The sequence below is a fragment of the Pseudoalteromonas qingdaonensis genome, assembly GCF_038739665.1.
GTDB lineage: Bacteria > Pseudomonadota > Gammaproteobacteria > Enterobacterales > Alteromonadaceae > Pseudoalteromonas > Pseudoalteromonas qingdaonensis.
In genome coordinates, this window is sequence record NZ_JBCGCU010000003.1 from 70,111 (window position 1) to 88,266 (window position 18,156).

General features: G+C 50.4%; 18 protein-coding genes and 7 tRNA genes. 14 read left to right on the forward strand and 11 right to left on the reverse strand.

Features of this window, described 5'->3' with window-relative positions:
- Positions 1-63 precede the first annotated feature (63 nt).
- The 3 genes from WCN91_RS03950 to WCN91_RS03960 all read left to right on the forward strand — a co-directional run bounded on the left by WCN91_RS03950 (position 64) and on the right by WCN91_RS03960 (position 1,965).
- Complete coding sequence (locus WCN91_RS03950) at positions 64-390, forward strand: YqcC family protein (RefSeq protein ID WP_342676517.1); 327 nt, start codon at positions 64-66, stop codon at positions 388-390.
- A complete protein-coding gene (gene truC / locus WCN91_RS03955; RefSeq protein ID WP_342676519.1) occupies positions 383-1,162 on the forward strand; it encodes a tRNA pseudouridine(65) synthase TruC in 780 nt (259 codons plus the stop codon). Before WCN91_RS03950 ends, truC begins: the two co-directional genes overlap by 8 nt.
- Before the next feature lie 359 nt (positions 1,163-1,521).
- Positions 1,522-1,965: a flavodoxin gene (locus tag WCN91_RS03960; protein WP_342676521.1), complete on the forward strand. Its 444-nt coding sequence runs from the start codon at positions 1,522-1,524 to the stop codon at positions 1,963-1,965.
- 65 nt (positions 1,966-2,030) lie between these two features.
- Here WCN91_RS03960 and WCN91_RS03965 read toward each other — a convergent pair whose 3' ends face one another.
- Positions 2,031-3,593, reverse strand: a complete 1,563-nt coding sequence (locus WCN91_RS03965) for a lytic transglycosylase (RefSeq protein ID WP_342676524.1) — start codon at positions 3,591-3,593, stop codon at positions 2,031-2,033.
- A gap of 92 nt (positions 3,594-3,685) precedes the next feature.
- The gene (gene gloB / locus WCN91_RS03970) at positions 3,686-4,450 is read right to left on the reverse strand and encodes a hydroxyacylglutathione hydrolase (RefSeq protein WP_342676526.1); all 765 of its coding nucleotides are present in this window, start codon (positions 4,448-4,450) and stop codon (positions 3,686-3,688) included.
- Between the two features lie 52 nt (positions 4,451-4,502).
- Between gloB and WCN91_RS03975 the strand changes: the two genes are divergently transcribed.
- On the forward strand, positions 4,503-5,276 hold the full coding sequence (locus WCN91_RS03975) for a class I SAM-dependent methyltransferase (protein WP_342676528.1): 774 nt from the start codon (positions 4,503-4,505) through the stop codon (positions 5,274-5,276).
- Here the strand turns inward: WCN91_RS03975 and WCN91_RS03980 are convergent.
- Together WCN91_RS03980 and rnhA are read right to left on the reverse strand one after the other, a co-directional pair.
- Complete coding sequence (locus WCN91_RS03980) at positions 5,253-6,050, reverse strand: MBL fold metallo-hydrolase (protein WP_342676530.1); 798 nt, start codon at positions 6,048-6,050, stop codon at positions 5,253-5,255. The two genes, WCN91_RS03975 and WCN91_RS03980, sit on opposite strands and share 24 nt — an antisense overlap.
- 100 nt (positions 6,051-6,150) lie before the next feature.
- Complete coding sequence (gene rnhA / locus WCN91_RS03985; RefSeq protein WP_342676532.1) at positions 6,151-6,615, reverse strand: ribonuclease HI; 465 nt, start codon at positions 6,613-6,615, stop codon at positions 6,151-6,153.
- Between the two features lie 66 nt (positions 6,616-6,681).
- Here rnhA and dnaQ point away from each other — a divergent pair, with 66 nt between their 5' ends.
- From dnaQ to WCN91_RS04030, 9 genes are all read left to right on the forward strand, one after another.
- On the forward strand, positions 6,682-7,395 hold the full coding sequence (gene dnaQ / locus WCN91_RS03990) for a DNA polymerase III subunit epsilon (protein ID WP_342676534.1): 714 nt from the start codon (positions 6,682-6,684) through the stop codon (positions 7,393-7,395).
- Between the two features lie 77 nt (positions 7,396-7,472).
- Entirely contained in the window at positions 7,473-8,825 is a 1,353-nt protein-coding gene (locus WCN91_RS03995; RefSeq protein ID WP_342676536.1) for a TIGR03503 family protein, read from the forward strand.
- Positions 8,826-8,925: 100 nt separating this feature from the next.
- A tRNA-Asp gene (locus WCN91_RS04000) sits at positions 8,926-9,002 on the forward strand.
- A gap of 24 nt (positions 9,003-9,026) precedes the next feature.
- A tRNA-Asp gene (locus WCN91_RS04005) sits at positions 9,027-9,103 on the forward strand.
- 26 nt (positions 9,104-9,129) lie between these two features.
- A tRNA-Asp gene (locus WCN91_RS04010) sits at positions 9,130-9,206 on the forward strand.
- 30 nt (positions 9,207-9,236) lie between these two features.
- Positions 9,237-9,313 (forward strand) — tRNA-Asp (locus tag WCN91_RS04015).
- A 39-nt stretch (positions 9,314-9,352) separates the two neighbouring features.
- Positions 9,353-9,429: transfer RNA gene (locus WCN91_RS04020), tRNA-Asp, on the forward strand.
- A 34-nt stretch (positions 9,430-9,463) separates the two neighbouring features.
- Positions 9,464-9,540 (forward strand) — tRNA-Asp (locus tag WCN91_RS04025).
- Between the two features lie 28 nt (positions 9,541-9,568).
- Positions 9,569-9,645 (forward strand) — tRNA-Asp (locus WCN91_RS04030).
- 144 nt (positions 9,646-9,789) lie between these two features.
- On the opposite strand, the gene WCN91_RS04035 is transcribed toward WCN91_RS04030, so the two are convergent.
- A complete protein-coding gene (locus WCN91_RS04035) occupies positions 9,790-11,745 on the reverse strand; it encodes a S9 family peptidase (protein WP_342676538.1) in 1,956 nt (651 codons plus the stop codon).
- A 163-nt stretch (positions 11,746-11,908) separates the two neighbouring features.
- Positions 11,909-14,365, reverse strand: coding sequence for an acyl-CoA dehydrogenase FadE (gene fadE, locus WCN91_RS04040; protein WP_342676540.1), 2,457 nt, complete (start codon positions 14,363-14,365; stop codon positions 11,909-11,911).
- Positions 14,366-14,541: 176 nt separating this feature from the next.
- Between fadE and WCN91_RS04045 the strand changes: the two genes are divergently transcribed.
- Positions 14,542-15,306, forward strand: a complete 765-nt coding sequence (locus tag WCN91_RS04045) for a class II glutamine amidotransferase (protein WP_342676542.1) — start codon at positions 14,542-14,544, stop codon at positions 15,304-15,306.
- Positions 15,307-15,347: 41 nt separating this feature from the next.
- Here the strand turns inward: WCN91_RS04045 and rsmS are convergent, their stop codons facing one another.
- The 5 genes from rsmS to WCN91_RS04070 all read right to left on the reverse strand — a co-directional run bounded on the left by rsmS (position 15,348) and on the right by WCN91_RS04070 (position 18,154).
- Positions 15,348-15,515, reverse strand: a complete 168-nt coding sequence (gene rsmS / locus WCN91_RS04050) for a pleiotropic regulatory protein RsmS (protein ID WP_342676544.1) — start codon at positions 15,513-15,515, stop codon at positions 15,348-15,350.
- Positions 15,487-15,777, reverse strand: coding sequence for a late competence development ComFB family protein (locus WCN91_RS04055; RefSeq protein ID WP_342676546.1), 291 nt, complete (start codon positions 15,775-15,777; stop codon positions 15,487-15,489). Before WCN91_RS04055 ends, rsmS begins: the two co-directional genes overlap by 29 nt.
- A gap of 87 nt (positions 15,778-15,864) precedes the next feature.
- On the reverse strand, positions 15,865-16,773 hold the full coding sequence (locus tag WCN91_RS04060) for a histone deacetylase family protein (protein ID WP_342676548.1): 909 nt from the start codon (positions 16,771-16,773) through the stop codon (positions 15,865-15,867).
- On the reverse strand, positions 16,770-17,378 hold the full coding sequence (locus WCN91_RS04065) for a primosomal replication protein (protein ID WP_342676550.1): 609 nt from the start codon (positions 17,376-17,378) through the stop codon (positions 16,770-16,772). Before WCN91_RS04065 ends, WCN91_RS04060 begins: the two co-directional genes overlap by 4 nt.
- Positions 17,378-18,154: a TSUP family transporter gene (locus tag WCN91_RS04070; protein WP_342676551.1), complete on the reverse strand. Its 777-nt coding sequence runs from the start codon at positions 18,152-18,154 to the stop codon at positions 17,378-17,380. The genes WCN91_RS04065 and WCN91_RS04070 overlap by 1 nt, the downstream gene beginning before the upstream one ends.
- Positions 18,155-18,156 lie beyond the last annotated feature (2 nt).

Below are 18,156 nucleotides of genomic sequence, written 5' to 3' on the forward strand. Positions count from 1 at the left end.
CGCCTTGTATAAATACACTACAAACCGCTGCAGAAACAAACAACAAAGGTTAACAGACCCTAAATGTACGATAAAACCGCGACGCTGTTACAGCAGCTAGAAACTCAGTTACGGGCACATAAATTGTGGCAAGCCGAACCCATAGATGCGCATTTGCTGCAATCTGGGCAGCCCTTTTGCGTTGATACTCTGCGTTTTGAGCAGTGGTTGCAGTTTGTCTTTCTCGTAAAAATGCGCGTCTTGGTACAAAACCGCGCCGTGCTGCCAAGTAGTATAGCGCTGGCACCCATGGCCGAGGTCCAGTGGCCCGGACGTTATTTGGACCTACATAAGGTGCTTACTGCTTTGGATCAGCACCTAAGCCAAGATGTGGGCGGCACTTATGAGTGAGCAAACACAGTCGCATGAGATTGAAGCGCTGCCACTCGAGCCCTTGGAGATCCTTTATCGCGACGAGTATTTTATTGCTATCAATAAACCGTCCGGCCTGCTGGTGCATCGCTCGCCCATAGACAAAAGAGAAACCCAGTTTGCGATGCAAATGCTGCGCGACCAAATAGGCCAGCATGTTTACCCTTTGCATCGTCTCGACAGGCCAACTTCAGGCGTCTTGTTATTCGCCCTTAGCAGCGAAGCGGCCCGAGATGCGCAAACTCTGTTTAGCGACAAGCTGATCTGTAAACGTTATTTGGCTTTAGCACGTGGCTTTGCACCAGAAGATAGGTTTATCGACCGGCCGTTAAAAGAAAAGCTGGATAAAATCGCCGATAAGTTTGCCGACACCAATAAAGGGCCGCAGGAAGCGCAAACCCAGATTCATTGCCTGCGTCAGGCAAGTTTGCCAGTAAGCCTAGGAAAATTCCCCAGTGTACGTTATTCGCTGGTGGAGTGTTGGCCAAAAACCGGACGCAAGCATCAAATACGCCGTCACCTCAACGGCATTAATCACCCCATTATTAATGACGTAAACCACGGCGATAACACCCAAAACCATTTTTTTATTGATCATTTCGACTGCACTCGGCTGATGCTGTTTGCAACGGATCTGTACTTTGTGCATCCTTATACGCAAACAAGAATTCATATTCGTGCGCCCCTTGGCGAGCAGGCTTTGGCAATTTTTGCACGCTTGGGCTGGCCACAAAGCGAAGAAAGTTATTAGGGTCTGTTTATCTTTGCGGTTTACTTTATGTTCAATCTAAACGCATTCTGATGAATTTAGCACTAACCTATAAGGCATAATTCATCCATGAAGCTTGGTTACATCGTGCATCCATGCACTCACCTCGCTAAGCTGCGAAGCATTGCTTCGGTCTTGCTCGCCTATGTACATAGCGAGCAACACAGAGCAGGATGCGTTTAGATGAACCCATAGGGCAGCGCTTGTAGCGCATTTCTACTGTGTTGTTACATGTTCATGTAGAATAACTACACCACACATGTGCCGCCTTGTATAAATACACTACAAACTGCTGCAGAAACAAACAACAAAGGTCAACAGACCCTATGTAAGGATCATCAATGGCAACCATAAGTATTTTTTACGGCAGTGTGTATGGCGCCGCCGAACGTCTTGCTGAAACCCTCAGTGCTCATATTAACGAGTTGGGCGGCAGTGCTAAGCTAGTAGATAACCCTCAGGTGGAAGATATCATTGCCGCCGAACAGATTTTGGTGGTTACTTCGACTACGGGACAGGGCGACTTGCCGGATAACATATTGCCACTGTATTTAAGCTTGCAAGAGCAGTTTCCGCTGCTCGGCGCTAAACCTTGTGCAGTGATTGCCCTCGGCGATAGCAGTTATGGTGAGACTTTTTGCGGTGGTGGACGCCAGTTTGAAGAGCTGCTTATTGAGCTACAGGGCAAGATCATCCAACCACGCCTGGATATAGATGCCATGGTTGATTTTGAGCCCGAGCCTGTGGCTCTGCCTTGGGTGGAGCGTTTGGTAGCGCAATCTTAAGCTGGTAATAAGCAACTCTTTAAGTTATAAAAAAAGCGCTCAATGAGCGCTTTTTTCGTCATACATTACCCGCGTTTTACATCGACAATCAGTTTGAGCTTTTGCCCTGGCTGCAGGTATTTTTTGCTGTCCAGTTTATTCCACTTTTGAATGTCGCTGACGCGCAGACCAAACTGCGAGGCGATACGCGAGAGGGAGTCACCGCGACGCACCTTGTAGGTGATGGTGCGGTTAACATTTTTAACGGCGCTGGAGTTGGCCGCCTGGCGAATTTTTAACTTTTGCCCCAGGCGCAGCACCGCATTGTCTTTAAGGCTATTCCAGGCTTTAAGCTGGGCTACTGTCACATCATATTCGCGACTGAGATCCCACAGGGTATCGCCGGATTTCACCGTATGGCTACGGGTGACACTTGCGCCCTTATTTACTGCCAAACGTACACGCTCGGGCAGGTGCGCTGCGCCCTTATCCGATAAAGGGATCATCAGGGTTTGCCCGACTCGGATATTGGTAGAGGATAAAGAGTTAAGGCTTTGAATCGCTTTAACATTGGTGTTGTGCTTGCGGGCAATCAAGGACAGGCTGTCGCCAGATCGCACTTCATACTGTTGCCAGCGAAGGCGGTCTTTTAGTTGCGCCGTGGCCAAACGCTGCTCGAAGCGCTCTATGCTATCAAGGGGTAGCAATAAATGGTGCGGCCCTTCGGGGTCACTGGCCCAACGATTGAACGCTGGGTTTAGGCGGTATAATTCGGACAAGGAAATGCCCGCCATTTCAGCGGCCAGCTCCAGATCGATTTGTGCACCGGCATCAACGCGGTCAACGACCTGGGCGTTGACGATTTTATTCCAACGTACACCAAATTCATCCTGACGTTTTAGCAAGTCTGCAAGGGCCAGTAACTTAGGCACATAGGCGGTGGTTTCTTTAGGTAGCTCTAAGGACCAGAAGTCGGTAGGTAAGTGTTTGCGACGGTTCTTTTTAATGGCGCGCATCACTCGGCCTTCACCCGAGTTATAGGCGGCGATGGCGTTAAGCCAATCGCCCTCAAGGGTTTTGTGCAAATATGACAGGTAATCTAGAGCCGCGCGAGTTGACTCGGGAATATCGCGACGACCGTCGTACCACCAGTTTTGCTTTAAACCAAAACGCTTGCCGGTTTGCGGCATAAATTGCCAGATACCACTGGCGCTGCGATGGGAGTAGCCATAGGGGTCAAAGGCACTTTCGACGATAGGCAGCAGAGCAATTTCGATGGGCATCTGTCGCTTTTCCACTTCTTCCACTATGTAGTAAAGATAAGGCTCGGCGCGTTTTGAAATGCGATCCAGATAGGCCTGATGGCGGGCATAATAATTACGCTCGGTCACCACAGGGCGATTTTGTGGTATGTCGATAGAGAGCTGGAAGCGAATGCGCTCCCAGACATCATCAAAAACGGGTACCGGCTCTTCGCTGTCGGCCTCAAGCTCTTGTCCATCATCGAGCAGATCCAAGGTGAGTGCTTCGCTGATTTCTTGTGGGCTGGCGCCATTATCCGGTAATTGCGCCACCGGGGTGGTTTCGGTTGCCGTACAGCCTGTTAATAGTGCCAACAACAATGCCAGCGAATAGGTGATCTTATTCATGAACCGTTAATTTTGGAAAAAACTGCGCGCATACTAGCAAAAAATGATGAGGGTAGACAAATTTTGCACAGTTTGCTGAGCTCGCAATGGCCTTAGAAGTTATCCTTCCAGGCGCGCAGAGCCGCAAACTTGCCCGCCGCATCGTCCTGTTGCGGGCGATATTGCGGGGGCAGGGCGCTCAGGGCTATTTCATCGGCACGCAAAAAGGGATTGATGCGTTTTTCCAGGCCTATGGTGCTTGGCAAGGTGTTGATATCCTGCGCACGCTTGGCCTCTACTTGACGCTGATAGGCTAAGACATCGGCATTATTGGGCTGACTGGCGGCAGCAAACTGCATATTGGCCTGCGTATATTCATGGGTGCAATAAACTTGTGTGTTGTCATCCAAGGCGCGAAAAACCTGCATAGATTGCCACATCTGCTCGGCGCTGCCTTCAAACAGGCGCCCACAGCCACCGCTAAACAGGGTGTCACCACAAAAAACCAGGCCGACTCCGATATAACAAATATGATCAAGCGTATGCCCCGGGGTGGTACGAACCTTAAAGTCGCATCCAAGTACGCTGAACGTATCGTCTTCGCCAAGCGCCACATCGACCTGGGTAAAGGGACTGTTTTTTGGCCCGTACACTGTGATGTGTGGATAGGCCTGTTTGAGTGCTTCCACACCTGTGGTGTGATCCCAGTGATGATGGGTAATAAGGATGGCGGCCAGAGTTTTACCTTGCTCTTTAAGGTAAGCAAAAACCGGCTCTGCAAGGCCTGGGTCGACGACCACGACCTCTTTATTATCGCTACCTTGTAGCGCCCAAATATAATTATCATTGTAGGCTTTTATTGCCTCTACTTGCACCATGGGTCATTGCTCTATATCGTTAACATATTCATTAGTATAACGAGCTAATTGTGTGAAACCAGCCCTGAGTTTGCAAAGACATCCGCCGCCCCATGCCTGGGGGCAGTTTCCCCATGGCGAGTATCTGCAAAGCGATATTGAACGCAAGATGCAGCCTTGGCTGGAGCGCATGTTTGGCTATCACCTGTTGAAAATAGGCGATCTCAGTGTGCAACTGGATACTTCTGCAAGCCCAATTAAGCACCAGGTTGGAGTGTCGGCGCGTGCCCCAAAGGCTGGGGTGATCGCCGAGGTGGATGAGCTGCCCTTTGCCGAGGGCAGTGTTGATGCCTGTGTATTAAGTCTGTGCCTGGAATACAACACAGATCCCCATCATATACTCAGGGAAGCCCATCGCACCCTGATAGCGGGTGGCTATATAGTTATTACCGGTTTTAATCCGCTTAGTTTCTGCGGCCTGGCCAGTTTGATGCCTTTTAGCCGAAAAAAACTCCCCTGGAGCGGTCGTTTCTTTACTCCCTCAAGGGTTAAAGACTGGCTGGATTTACTAGGGTTTGAATTGGTTGCCGAGGAGCGTTTTTTACACGCCTCTTTGGCGCGTGGCTCACGTTTATCCCGCTTTGCTCGCTGGCGCAGCTTTTGCCGTCATTATCTAAAACCCATGGGCAGTGTTTATATGCTGGTGGCGCGCAAAAGAGTGACACCTTTGACGCCAATCAAGCCCAAGTGGCAGGCTCGTCCAACCTTTAAACCTGCCATCAAGGGAGTGGAAGTGAGCCGCCAGCGGCGAACTAACAAAACCTTAAAGGACCAGCGCCCCTTGTAAATTAAAGGGCACGGCGATATCCATCAGTCTTGGCTTATTCAGGCTGGCATCTCGCAATTGGCGCTGGGCGATAAAATCCTCTTTGTGCTGTTGCAAATGCACATTTGCCTGGCGTTGCTCCGAGATAGTGCTGTGACAATCCAGGGCGCGCTCATTGGGCTGGTAATCATGACAAACCCAGACCTTGGTGTGCCCGGGTAGGGCCAGCAGGCGAGTGATGGAGTCATACAGCTGTGCAGCACTGCCATTAGGAAAATCGCAACGGGCGCTGCCGGAGTCCGGCATAAACAGGGTGTCGCCAATAAACACCTGATTATCGCAGTAAATGCTAATGCCATCGGGCGTGTGCCCCGGGGTGGCTATAACCTCAATATGCAACTCACCTAGATCTAAAATATCGCCGTCTTTCACATGCACATCGAATTGTGAGCCATCGGTGGCGCAGTCCAGTTGATAGATGGGTTTGAGGGTTTGTTGCACCTCAGTGATATGCTCGCTGACCACGATTTTCCCGTGACTGTGCTGGCGCAGATAGGCACAGGCGCTGAGGTGATCAGCATGAACATGGGTTTCAATGATCCACTTAAGCTGTATCTGATGCTTATTGATATAGGCCAGTAGCTTGTCGGCGTTGCCATAGCTAAGGGTATGCGACTCGCTGTTATAGTCGGCAACGGCGTCTATCACCGCCGCGACCTTAGTATGGGCGCAATAAAGAATGTAACTCAGGGTGTTACTGTCATCATGGAAAAAGGGAATGACCTTGAGTGACATAGCTATTCCAAAATTAGTTATAAGTTATATCCATTCGTTATATAGCATTCACACCCTTGAGTAAAGTTAGCCTCGGTCAACGGCGGCGGCATCTTTGGGACTAACCTTGGTAGCCCTCATCCACCAATAAATTATCGCTCATCGCCGCGTCACGTGCTAAATCATCAACGATTTCATTTTCATCATGGCCGCTGTGGCCCTTTACCCAGTGCCAGCTTATCTGATGTGCAGCACGAGCTGCATCAAGGCGTTGCCACAGGTCGATATTCTTTACCGGCTGTTTATTGGCGGTACGCCAGTTGCGCTTCTTCCAATTGTCTATCCAGCTTTCAATGCCTTGTTTTACGTATTGGCTGTCGGTGGTGATATCGACATGACAAGGGCGTTTAAGGGATTCCAGAGCGACAATGGCCGCAAGTAGCTCCATACGATTATTGGTGGTGTTCTTATAGCCCTGGCTGAGCGTCTTTTGATGTTCTCCGTAGCGTAATAACACGCCGTAGCCGCCCGGTCCGGGATTACCTAAACAGGAGCCGTCGGTATAAATTTCTACGCTTTTTTGCACGCTTTACCTTGTTATTATGTACAATGTCCGAAGCAGCAAAGATAGCAAATATGAGCGTAAACTGATATGGCGCAAAGACAAATAGTCCTGGATACTGAAACCACGGGGATCAACCCCAAAGACGGTCATCGCATTATAGAAATAGGCTGTGTGGAATTGGTTAATCGCCGCCTGACCGGCAATAACTTTCACGTTTATATCAACCCGCAACGGGGTATCGAAGACGAAGCCATTGATGTACACGGTATCACCACCGAGTTTCTAAAGGATAAGCCCTTGTACCATCAAGTGGCGGATGAGTTTCTTGACTATATTCGCGGTGCTGAACTTGTCATTCATAACGCGCCGTTCGACGTTGGCTTTATGGATCATGAATTTGCCCTGCTTAATCGCGGCCTGCCAAAAACCGCGGATGTCTGTGAGGTCCTCGACACTCTAGTTATGGCCCGAAATATGCATCCGGGTCAAAAGAACAGCTTGGATGCCTTATGTCGTCGCTATGATATAGATAACTCAAAGCGAACTCTGCACGGCGCTTTGCTGGATGCCGAGATCTTGGCCGATGTTTACCTGGCCATGACCGGGGGGCAAAAAAAGCTGAATCTAGCGCAAAATAACGAACAACAAGACAGCGCAAACAGCGGCGGTATTATCCGCCTATCGAGCGAACGAGCCCCGCTGAGAGTGATAAGCGCCAGCGAAGCTGAGTTGGCCGAGCATGAAGAGCGTTTGGACTTGGTCGCCAAAGAGGGTGGCAGCTGTTTATGGCGTGGTGAGTAAAAACCTGGCTTTTACAACAGGGAGATAATATGACCAGCATGATAACGCGTCTTTTTTGTCTATTGACTGCTGTCACAATGTTAGGCGTGAGTACGCATGCCAGCGAGCAAGAAAAACTGACTTTGCTAGCCGAAGGCAATGAGTTGCCTTTGCTGAATAACCGCTTTCGCATCGATCATGAAATTGACAAAATAACCCTGCTTTTTTTCCGTCGCCCCGGCTCTCCCGCTGTAGTCTTGATACGCCCCGATGGCAGTAAATTGTATGCCCCGCACGCACTGAATGACGATCAGCTGCAATGGCATGATGAACGCGGTTATGATTTGATTGAGCTGCGCAATCCTATGCCTGGCCCTTGGCAGGTGGTAGGCCAAATCCTTCCACAAAGCCGGATCATGGTGCTCGGCGATATCTCCTTAGAAGTGGATGCCTTGCCGCCGTTATTGTTTCGTGGTGAAATAATAAAACTGACTGGGCGCGTGCTCAACGATGGTGAGCATGTGGAAGTGGGGCATTTCCAACAGGTGATTAACCTGCAGGTGGACTTTGTCAGCACCAACAACAACGAATTCACCAACTTTGGTGCTGGCACTGAGCATGTGGCCTATTTTAAAGACGATGGTCGCGGCTTTGATGAGCGCCCCGGTGATGCTATTTTTACCGGAGAATTCCGTCTTGATTTTGCACCTGGGCAGTGGCGCCCGGAAATCGCCTTAACCACGCCGCTTATTCAGCGCAAGGTGGTGCAAGAGCCCGTGGTGGTCAAGGAGCCGCCATTAACCTATGAATTGATTAAAGGAGAAAACGATGCCGATCATGAGCTGGTATTTCGCCTTGACCCTGAATTGGTGCAGCCACAGTCGGTGTTACTGCAAGGGCGCATTTTCTACCCCAATAATGATGAGCAAGTCTTTTCCTTACCTGCGAGTGCTTTGGCCGAGCGTCGCTTAAAAATCAGTAATTATGACCGCGGCCGCTATGAAGTGGAGGTGGAAATGTTTGCCACCAACATCAATGGCCGCGAGTTTATGGCTTACTTGCCTAAGCATGAGTTTGTGATCACCCAGCCCATAGAGCGGCTTGTCGAGAGCCAAGCGACAACGCCAAACTCAGAAGCAGATATGCAAAGGGCAAATTTAGCTCTTGATGAGCAAGACAGCCTAATGACCCAAGAGCAAAGTAAGGGCTCGCAAAGTCTGTTAGAAAATATTCAGCTGGTGGTGTTGGCTAATCTGGTTATTTTGTTTATTGGCGCCGTGCTGATCCGTGTTTTCCTGTTGAAAAAGCCCTTAGTGCCAGGTGCTAATTTGCTGTTTTGGCGTAAAAAACAACAAGGCCAGTTAAATGCTTCACAAGTAAACTTAGGTAAAAATGGCTCAAAAAGTGATAAATCAGGTGAAATTTTAAACCTTTCGCTGTCGGATGACTAAAAAAGCCTTAAAATTTCAAAAAAACTGTTGACTCACCAAGGGGTGATTCGTATCATTCACGCCGCTGTCCGGGCAGAGTCCTGAACAGTTTGGATAACGCGGAGTGGTAGTTCAGTTGGTTAGAATACCGGCCTGTCACGCCGGGGGTCGCGGGTTCGAGTCCCGTCCACTCCGCCAATTATCCCAGTTTGCTTACTCTGTGGAGTGGTAGTTCAGTTGGTTAGAATACCGGCCTGTCACGCCGGGGGTCGCGGGTTCGAGTCCCGTCCACTCCGCCAGTTAAGCAAACACAATATTCCTTCGCGGAGTGGTAGTTCAGTTGGTTAGAATACCGGCCTGTCACGCCGGGGGTCGCGGGTTCGAGTCCCGTCCACTCCGCCACAAGGAATAATTAAAGAATATAGATACTGCGGAGTGGTAGTTCAGTTGGTTAGAATACCGGCCTGTCACGCCGGGGGTCGCGGGTTCGAGTCCCGTCCACTCCGCCATTTTATATCTCTTTAGTACATGCAATTCAGCGCTTCTGCGGAGTGGTAGTTCAGTTGGTTAGAATACCGGCCTGTCACGCCGGGGGTCGCGGGTTCGAGTCCCGTCCACTCCGCCATTTAGCCTGAAAACATGTACAGCATCATTACTGCGGAGTGGTAGTTCAGTTGGTTAGAATACCGGCCTGTCACGCCGGGGGTCGCGGGTTCGAGTCCCGTCCACTCCGCCATTTAATGATGTACAATGCATACCACTGCGGAGTGGTAGTTCAGTTGGTTAGAATACCGGCCTGTCACGCCGGGGGTCGCGGGTTCGAGTCCCGTCCACTCCGCCATTTGCTTCTCCCCTTAAGCAAATTTCTCCCTTGAAACTCTCTTAAAAGTCCCAATTATTTATTGCCTTTATTTAATAAAAATCCAGGCAAAAAAATAGCCGGTGTTTAAACCAGCTATTTATGTTTTGGCTTTATCTGCCATTCTTATTCGCCTTTTAAGTATTTATCCAAGAAGCGAACATAGGCGTTGGATGCGGCAATGCGGTTTTCCCGTTTGCTAAAACCATGGCCCTCGTCATCGAACAGCACATATTCAACCGGGACATTATTCGCTTTCACCGCCGCTACCAGTTCATCACTTTCCACTTGCAACACCCGAGGGTCGTTAGTGCCTTGTACTACCAGCAGAGGCTTGGTGATGTTTTTGGCGTGGAACAAGGGCGAGATGCGACGGTGACGTGCTTCATCCGTGGCCGGATCGCCCATTTCGTCATACAGCGACTTTTTAAAGCTTTCCCACCAAGGCGGGATGGAGGTGAGGGTGCGCACCCAGTTGGTTACGCCGAAGATATTAATACCCACCTCGAATTCTTCCGGGGTGAAGGTCAGTGCCGCCGCCGTCATATAGCCGCCGTAGCTGCCGCCCATAATGCCTATTTTGTCGCCATCGACCCAATCAAGAGTCTGCAGGTGCTTTTTGCCATAGATGATGTCTTGCAGGTCGTCTTCGCCATGCTTTTTATCATCAAGGTGGAAGAAGGTTTTGCCATAGCCCGAGCTGCCGCGGTTGTTGACCGCAAATATGGCATAGCCATGATTAACCAAGTGCTGCTGCATGGCGCTGTAGCCGGTGCGGCTTTGTCCACCTGGGCCGCCATGCACCCAAATAAGCGCGGGCACCTTATTGGTAGCCGATGCCTGTTTAGGCTTGTAGAGCACTCCAGGTATGGTTAAGCCATCGAAGCTCTTAAAGCGCACAATTTCACTGTTAACCAAGTTGTTTTCGTCTATTTGCTTACTTAGGGTGCTGGTCAGACGCTGCGCCGTATCGCTGCCGATCTCCCAGTGATAGAGATTACGTGGGCTGGTATCCGAGCTGAGATAAAATGACATAAAGCGCTCGTCATGACTGAACTCAACACCACTAAGGGTGCCCTTGGGAAGCGAGCTGGGCAGGGTTAACTGCTTATTGGTGCTGGTATCGAAGATGCTGATCTCGGTGCTGGCATCGGCATTGACGCCGCTAACCATATAGCGGCCGGTTTCGGAAAAACGCAGAAAACTGATGTCCCAGTCTGCTTTTAGCGCCAGGCTGTGCTCATTGGTGGCTAAATCATAACGCCAGAGCTGGCGAAACTCACCCCTGGCATCGGTGGCATAGTACAGCGACTGGCCATCGACACTAAAACCCCAGGCATTGTAATTGGCTGGGTCGTCATGGGCGCTGAGTAAGCTTGGTTTGGCACTGCGTTTACGGGTGTCGAGCAGGTAAAAATCGCTGTCGCGGTTGCTGTTGGTTTTATTTAAGGCGATAAAGCGGCCATCCGGGCTGACGGCGGCCACATTAAAGCCTAGCTCGTTCTTATAAATCAGCTCGTTGTCATAGGTTTTGGCATCGTACTTGTACAAGTCCATAAACTTAGGATCGCGTTTATTGCTTAAGACATAGAAGCTGGCGTCGTCCTTACTGAAGCCGGCAAATCCGGCGCGGGTTTGCTCGCCGGGTGTCAGATCTCTGATGGTGCCATCGAGTTCGCGCACAAAAAGGTGGTGTAGCTCGTTACCGCCGTTATCGCGGCTAAACAAGATACGGTCATCCTTGGGAAAGTAGCCAACGCTGTAGGTGCTGTCCTGTGCATCTGTGATCTGGGTACGACTGCCGTCACTGACTTTGACCTCATACAGGTTGTAAATACCCGTTTCATCGCTGCTCAGCAGCAGCTTGTTACCGCTGTGGTTAAAGCTGTTGCCGCTCAGGCTGATGGTGTCGAAAAAGGTTTCCGCGCTATAAGTAGGGATAGTTGCAACACTTGTTGCCACGGGGGCGGTAGCAGGAGCTGATGCTTGACTTTGAGCAGTTCTGGAAGTGTTTGATTGGCAACCGCTTAAGGCTAGGGTTAACGCGGCAGCCAAACTGGTCGCGACTAGGGCTTTTGACATGCTTCTCGTCCTTAGAGTTGTTGTTATAGCTTTTTGTAGCGTTAATAGTGTTTGCCCTGGCAGGCGTAAATGCAAGAAAAGTGTGGAATTTATAGTCAGAAAAATTTAACGGGTATAAAAAAAGCCGGCTGGGCCGGCTTTTTAGAAGAGGAGTCAGGAAGCTTTACGCTACCGATGCCTTTTTACTTGTTTGTTTGCGTGCCGCCTTACCGGCAAGCAGGTCTTCAGGGTCGAAGTCGTCGACATTGATCACTTTAAGACGCTGCTTTTCGACATCACGCAGACGCTGTGCTTCATCTTCTGTTAGCACACCGGCTTTGAGGCCTTGCTCGGCAATTTTATCGAGCTGCATAAAGGCCAGTTTCTTACCTGTAGCGCGACATACTTTGTCGAACAGTGGCTCGACGGCAAGAATATCACGTAGCGCTTTTTCCTGATTACCTAACAGGCTGTTTGGCCCTTCGCTCAAGAAAATATGCTGTGCCAAACGTGTACGAGTTTCGTTCGGCGTTTGCAATAGCTGGGCAATAAGCTGCTCCTGCTTGTCGGTTGGCTTGCGCACTGGGCGGCCCCAAGGGAAGAGTACCACCTTAAGCAATCCGCGAAGTGGTGCCGATGGCATATTGTTGATCAGATCCGCCAGGGCGCGTTGACAACGATACAGATACTCTTGGCAAGCCCAACGTACCAAAGGTAAGTCTTCCTTACGGCGACCTTCATCGTCATAGCGTTTTAGCGTTGCCGATACCAAGTATAGGTAGCTGAGCATATCGCCAAGGCGCGCAGAAATACGCTCCTTACGCTTTAATGAGCCGCCAAATACCGCCATACAGATATCAGACATAAGCGCCAGTGAAGCACTGAAGCGCGCTGCATCGCGATAAAACTCAGCAGTTTCATCTTTAAAGGGCACCGAAGTAAAGCGGGCACCGGTGAAGGCCAGCCATTTGGTACGTACCAGGTTAGAAATGGTGTAGCCGATATGGCCCATTAGCGCGTTATCGAACACATCCAGGGCTTCTTTACTGTCTTCTATGGTGGTGGCGTTAAGCTCGGTCAACACGAACGGATGACAGCGGATCGCACCCTGACCATAGATGATCATATTACGGGTAAGGATATTGGCACCTTCCACCGTGATGGCAATAGGCGCGCCCTGGTAACCGCGGCCCAGGTAGTTATTTGGACCTAAGCAGATACCCTTACCGCCGTGTACATCCATGGCGTGCATGGTCGACTCGCGCATTTGCTCGGTCAGGTGATATTTAAGGATGGCGGAAACCACAGAGGGTTTCTCACCCAAGTCCACGGCGCCGGTAGACATAGTTACCGCCGCGTCACAGGCATAGGCGTAACCGCCCAATTTTGCCATGGCCTCTTCAACCCCTTCCATTTTACCTATGGGCAAACGGAACTGGCGGCGAATACGGCTGTAGGAGCCAGTTGCCAGAGCCAACGACTTTATGCCGCCTGCTGAGTTAGAAGGCAGGGTAATAGCGCGGCCTACGGATAAGCATTCAACCAGCATACGCCAGCCCTGACCGGCCATTTTTGGGCCACCGATAATGTAATCTAGGGGCACGAATACGTCTTTACCCTGAGTTGGACCGTTTTGGAACGGCACATTCAGCGGGAAGTGACGACGGCCGATTTCCACGCCTTCCATATCGGTTGGGATCAGCGCACAGGTAATGCCCAGCTCTTTTGTATCGCCAAGCAGGCCATCGGGGTCTTGCATTTTAAAGGCCAGGCCAAGGACGGTAGCAACCGGTGCCAAGGTGATATAGCGCTTATTCCAGGTCAGGCGAATACCCGTTACTTCTTCGCCATTAAATTCACCCTTACACACCACACCATAATCAGGAATGGCACTGGCATCTGAGCCGGCTTCCGGTGAGGTTAGTGCAAAGCAGGGGATCTCTTCACCGCGGGCTAGTCGCGGTAGATAATGATCTTTTTGCTCTTTAGTACCATAGTGTTGCAGTAATTCGCCCGGGCCTAATGAGTTAGGCACGCCTACTATAGAAGAGAGCAGGGTCGATTTACTGGTGAGTTTTTGCAGTACACATGATTGAGCATAAGCAGAAAATTCCAGGCCACCATATTCTTTTTTGATGATCATGGCGAAGAACTTGTTGTCTTTCAGGTATTGCCACACCTCAGGCGGCAGATCTGTCAATTCATGGGTTGCTTCCCAATCGTTGAACATGCCGCATACCTCTTCCACAGGGCCGTTTAGGAAGGCCTGCTCTTCGGCGCTGAGTTTAGGGGCTGGATATTGGTGGAGCTTTTTCCAGTTTGGATTACCACAGAAAAGATCTGCTTCCCACCAGGTGGTACCTGCGTCGATGGCCGACTTTTCGGTCTCTGACATGGTGGGGGTGACTTTTTTAAAGGCCTTAAACAGCGGCTGAGTGATATATTCTTGGCGAATTGTGGTAACCGATAGAGGCACCGCAATAACCAAGAATAATAGCCAGCTGATAAAACCAAAGGCGCCGGCAAAGGTGCCGATAAGCATGGTCGCAGCGGCCAAGCCCAGGCAGGTGTTGTAACTGGCTCTGTGGTAGCTGGCGTAAGACAGCACCGCAATAAGCGCGAGTAAAAATAGGAGTGTCATAATCTTATTCCTTGTTAGAGGTCTGACCACTACCGAGTAGATTAGCGTTACTCTATGGGGGTTGCAAGTCCTGTATTTAATTATAGGGCTGTGATATGAATTTTATTAGTACCTGACTCGCTAGCGGCGAGTACTTTCTTATATACCCTTAGTACTTTTGTTCATTAGGAGCTTATGTGTGCGAATTGCTTGGCATGTCGGCCAATGTCCCCACCGATATTTGTTTTAGTTTTACCGGCTTATTAGAGCGCGGCGGTAACACCGGCCCGCATACGGATGGCTGGGGCATTACCTTTTATGAGGGTAAGGGGTGTCGCTCATTTAAAGACCCTTTACCTAGCGCCGAGTCGGAAATTGCTAAGCTGGTGCGTGCTTATCCCATTAAAAGTAAATCTGTGATAAGCCATATTCGTCAAGCCAATCGCGGTCGAACCTGTTTGGAGAATACCCATCCTTTTACCCGTGAGTTGTGGGGCAAGGAAATTACTTATGCCCATAATGGCCAGTTATCCAATTACAATGACCTTAAGCCGAGCTATTACCAGCCGGTAGGTAACACAGATAGTGAGTTGGCGTTTTGTTGGTTACTTGATCAAATTCGCGAAAAGTATCCAAAGCGCCCCTCGAATATGGCCCCCGTATTTCGCTACGCGGCTAAATTAGCGCATCATTTGCGTGAGAAAGGGGTGTTTAATATGTTGTTGACAGATGGCGTCTATGTGCTGGCGTATTGCACCAATAATTTGCACTGGATCACCCGTCGTGCACCCTTTGGCAAGGCAACCTTGATCGACACCGAATTGGTGGTGAATTTTCAAGAAGAAACCACCCCCAACGATATAGTCACAGTGATAGCGACGCGGCCACTCACTAATGACGAGTGCTGGCATAAAATGGAGCCGGGTGAGTTCGCTTTATTTAAGCTTGGGGAAAAGATTTAAGACTAGTCTCTTGCGGCGCTGAATTTATTGGCGCCGTAGTGTTATGAGTTTGACTCTTTGACGCGCAACTCCAAGTCGCGTTTGACAATTTCTAAAGCGCTTAGGGCCAGGTGCGGGTCTATATTATGTTGCTCCAGCAGCATGATCAGATCGACTGCCAGTTTGACGTCATCCGGGGCTTTATCTAGGGGCTTGCCTGAATTCTCCATGGTTTCCTCGTTTTGCTATTAAACCGCGAGCCACTTCAATGGCTGCCTGTACCTGCAACCGCATGTGGGCGGCTTCTTCTGCAGACAAATAAAACAACATATCGACATCGGAGCGGATATAACGTGATGGCAGTTGATTTAAAGCGGTGCAGCTAAGATCGGCCAAGGTATCTTCATCATAGTTTTGCTGCAACTGCTGCTGTGCCATTTCTTCAACTACGAGTTTTTCATAGTAATTATGAACATCGTCATGTAACTTCATGAATTCTATGCTCTAATCTAATTGATACCCAATTATCATAGCGCACCAGAAACAGCTGTCCAGCAAATACCTTTTGCCTTGCGGGGGTTATTTCTGGTAGTTATGGTAGGCGCTTAGCAACAACTGCCAATGCACATCCACCACCCGCTCCAAGTTACGTTGATAACCACCGCCGAGGGCGCAGCATAATGGAATGTTTTTTTCTTTCGCCATGGTCATCACTAGGGTATCGCGCTGGCGAACCGCTTCAAGGGATAGGGACAGGGAGCCAAGTTCATCCTCGGCCACCACATCGGCTCCGGCGTTATACAGGATTATATCTGGTTGATGCAGGCGCAGTACCAGATTAAGCGCCGTTTTCAGGGTTTCAAGATAAAGGGCATCATCGCAGCCCATCGGCAGCGGGAAATCATAATCCGAGCTTTGCTTAAGGCGGGGAAAGTTCTGCTCGCCATGTAAAGAGAGGGTGATGATATCCGCATCATCGCCGAGAATGCTGGCGCTGCCATCGCCCTGATGGACATCCAAATCAAGCAGTAACACGGTATCTACACGCCCTTGCTGTATCAGCTCGCGGGCGGCGATGGCGAAGTCGTTAAAGATACAGTAGCCACTGCCATGGTCGGCAAAGGCATGATGATAACCACCGGCCAGGTTTACCGCTATGCCGTGCTCCAGCGCGCAATAGGCGGCGCCCAGAGAATTGCCCACAGACTGTAAGGTGCGTGCTACTAAGGCCTCGCTGTGAGGGAAGCCTATGCGTTTTTGGGCGCTGGCGGGCAAGGTGCCGCCGATAAAGTCATCTATATATTCTGCTGTGTGAGCCCGAGCTAGCTGCGCTAGTGTGGCAGGCTCGGCACACTGTAATTGCACAGCTTTACCAAGCTCAGGATCTGCAAGCAAGCGCTCGTGTAGCAGGTGGTATTTATTGATAGGAAAGCGATGGTGCGCCGGTAAGGGCAGTGCCGAATACAGGGGATGATAAAAGACATTCATCGCGCTTGCTGTTTTTCCGCGTATTGAATGCGCTCTTCACAGGCCCCTATGGCTTTACGACAGCGTCCCAAACGGGCGTGTAATGCCAGTATTTCTTTATTTAACTGACCTGCTTGCTCACCCTGTGCCTTGTGTAACAGCTGCTGACGTTCGCTTATCATCAGCTCTAAGCGGCGCTCAAACTCATGGTTTTTGGCCAGCTCCTGATAGAGCTCACTGGTGGGCTGAATGAGCTGCTGCACCGCCTTTTGGTATTTTCTCGCCCTGCTACTTGGGGTATTTTCCTTTTCCCAAACCGGGGTGGCCTTTAATACTTTGACTATGGCTTCTATCTGCTCGCTGAGCTGGGTCAGGGCAAAGCGGTACTGGTGGCGCGCCGCTTGTAGCTCGCTGCGCCCAAGTCGCTCTAACTGTTGTTCGACTTCATCCACATAGTCGAGTAACTGCATGCTGCGGGTATTAAACACCGAACGCTCAAACAGGGCGTGCTGGTTCTGCATATAGCGGTTTTTGGCAAACCACTTGGCCTTATCGAATTGGTCTGCATCATGGCGCAAACGCTGCACCTGCTGCTTTAATCTACTCAGGGCATCGGCGCGCGCCATTAGAGATAGGCCTCATAAACAAGTTTTAGTGCCAGCAGGATCACCACGGTATTAAATACCGGGCGGATCACCTTAGAGCCAAAGCGAATGGCCGAGTGGGCACCCAGCCAGGCGCCGAACATTAAAAACAGTCCCATGGTAATGCCGAGGATAAAATTCACATGACCCAGGGCAACAAAGGTGATCAGGGATATAAAGTTGCTGACAAAATTCATCGAGCGCGCCAGGCCGCAGTTCAGCAATAGGTTCATCTTGTATAAAACACTGTTGCTGGCGGTCCAGAAGGTGCCTGTGCCCGGGCCGGCGATGCCGTCAAAAAAGCCCAGCGCCAAGCCTTGCAACCATTGCTTCACGCGCAGAATGGGAGTGAGAATGGGCAGTTTATCGCTTTGCTCGGGACTGAGTTTGCCAAATAAAGAATAAATGGCCACCAGGATGATCACCACGGGGATCAGTTTATTTAAAAATTCGATGCTGAGACGGTCAACGATCAAGGTGCCTATGGCCGCACCAATGGCGGTGGCGACAATTGAGCCGGCCCAAAAAGCCGGGTCGAATAAGCGCTTACGGTAATAGGTGACGCTGGCGGTCAGGGAGCCGAAGCTGGCAGCCAACTTGTTGGTGCCTAAGGTTAAATGAGGCGGCAGGCCAGCGGTTAAAAGTGCCGGCACAGTGAGCATGCCACCACCGCCGGCAATGGCATCGATAAAACCAGCGGCCAGTGCCACGGCGCACAGTATGGCCCAGGTAGAAGGGTCGATCGCTAATTCAAACATGA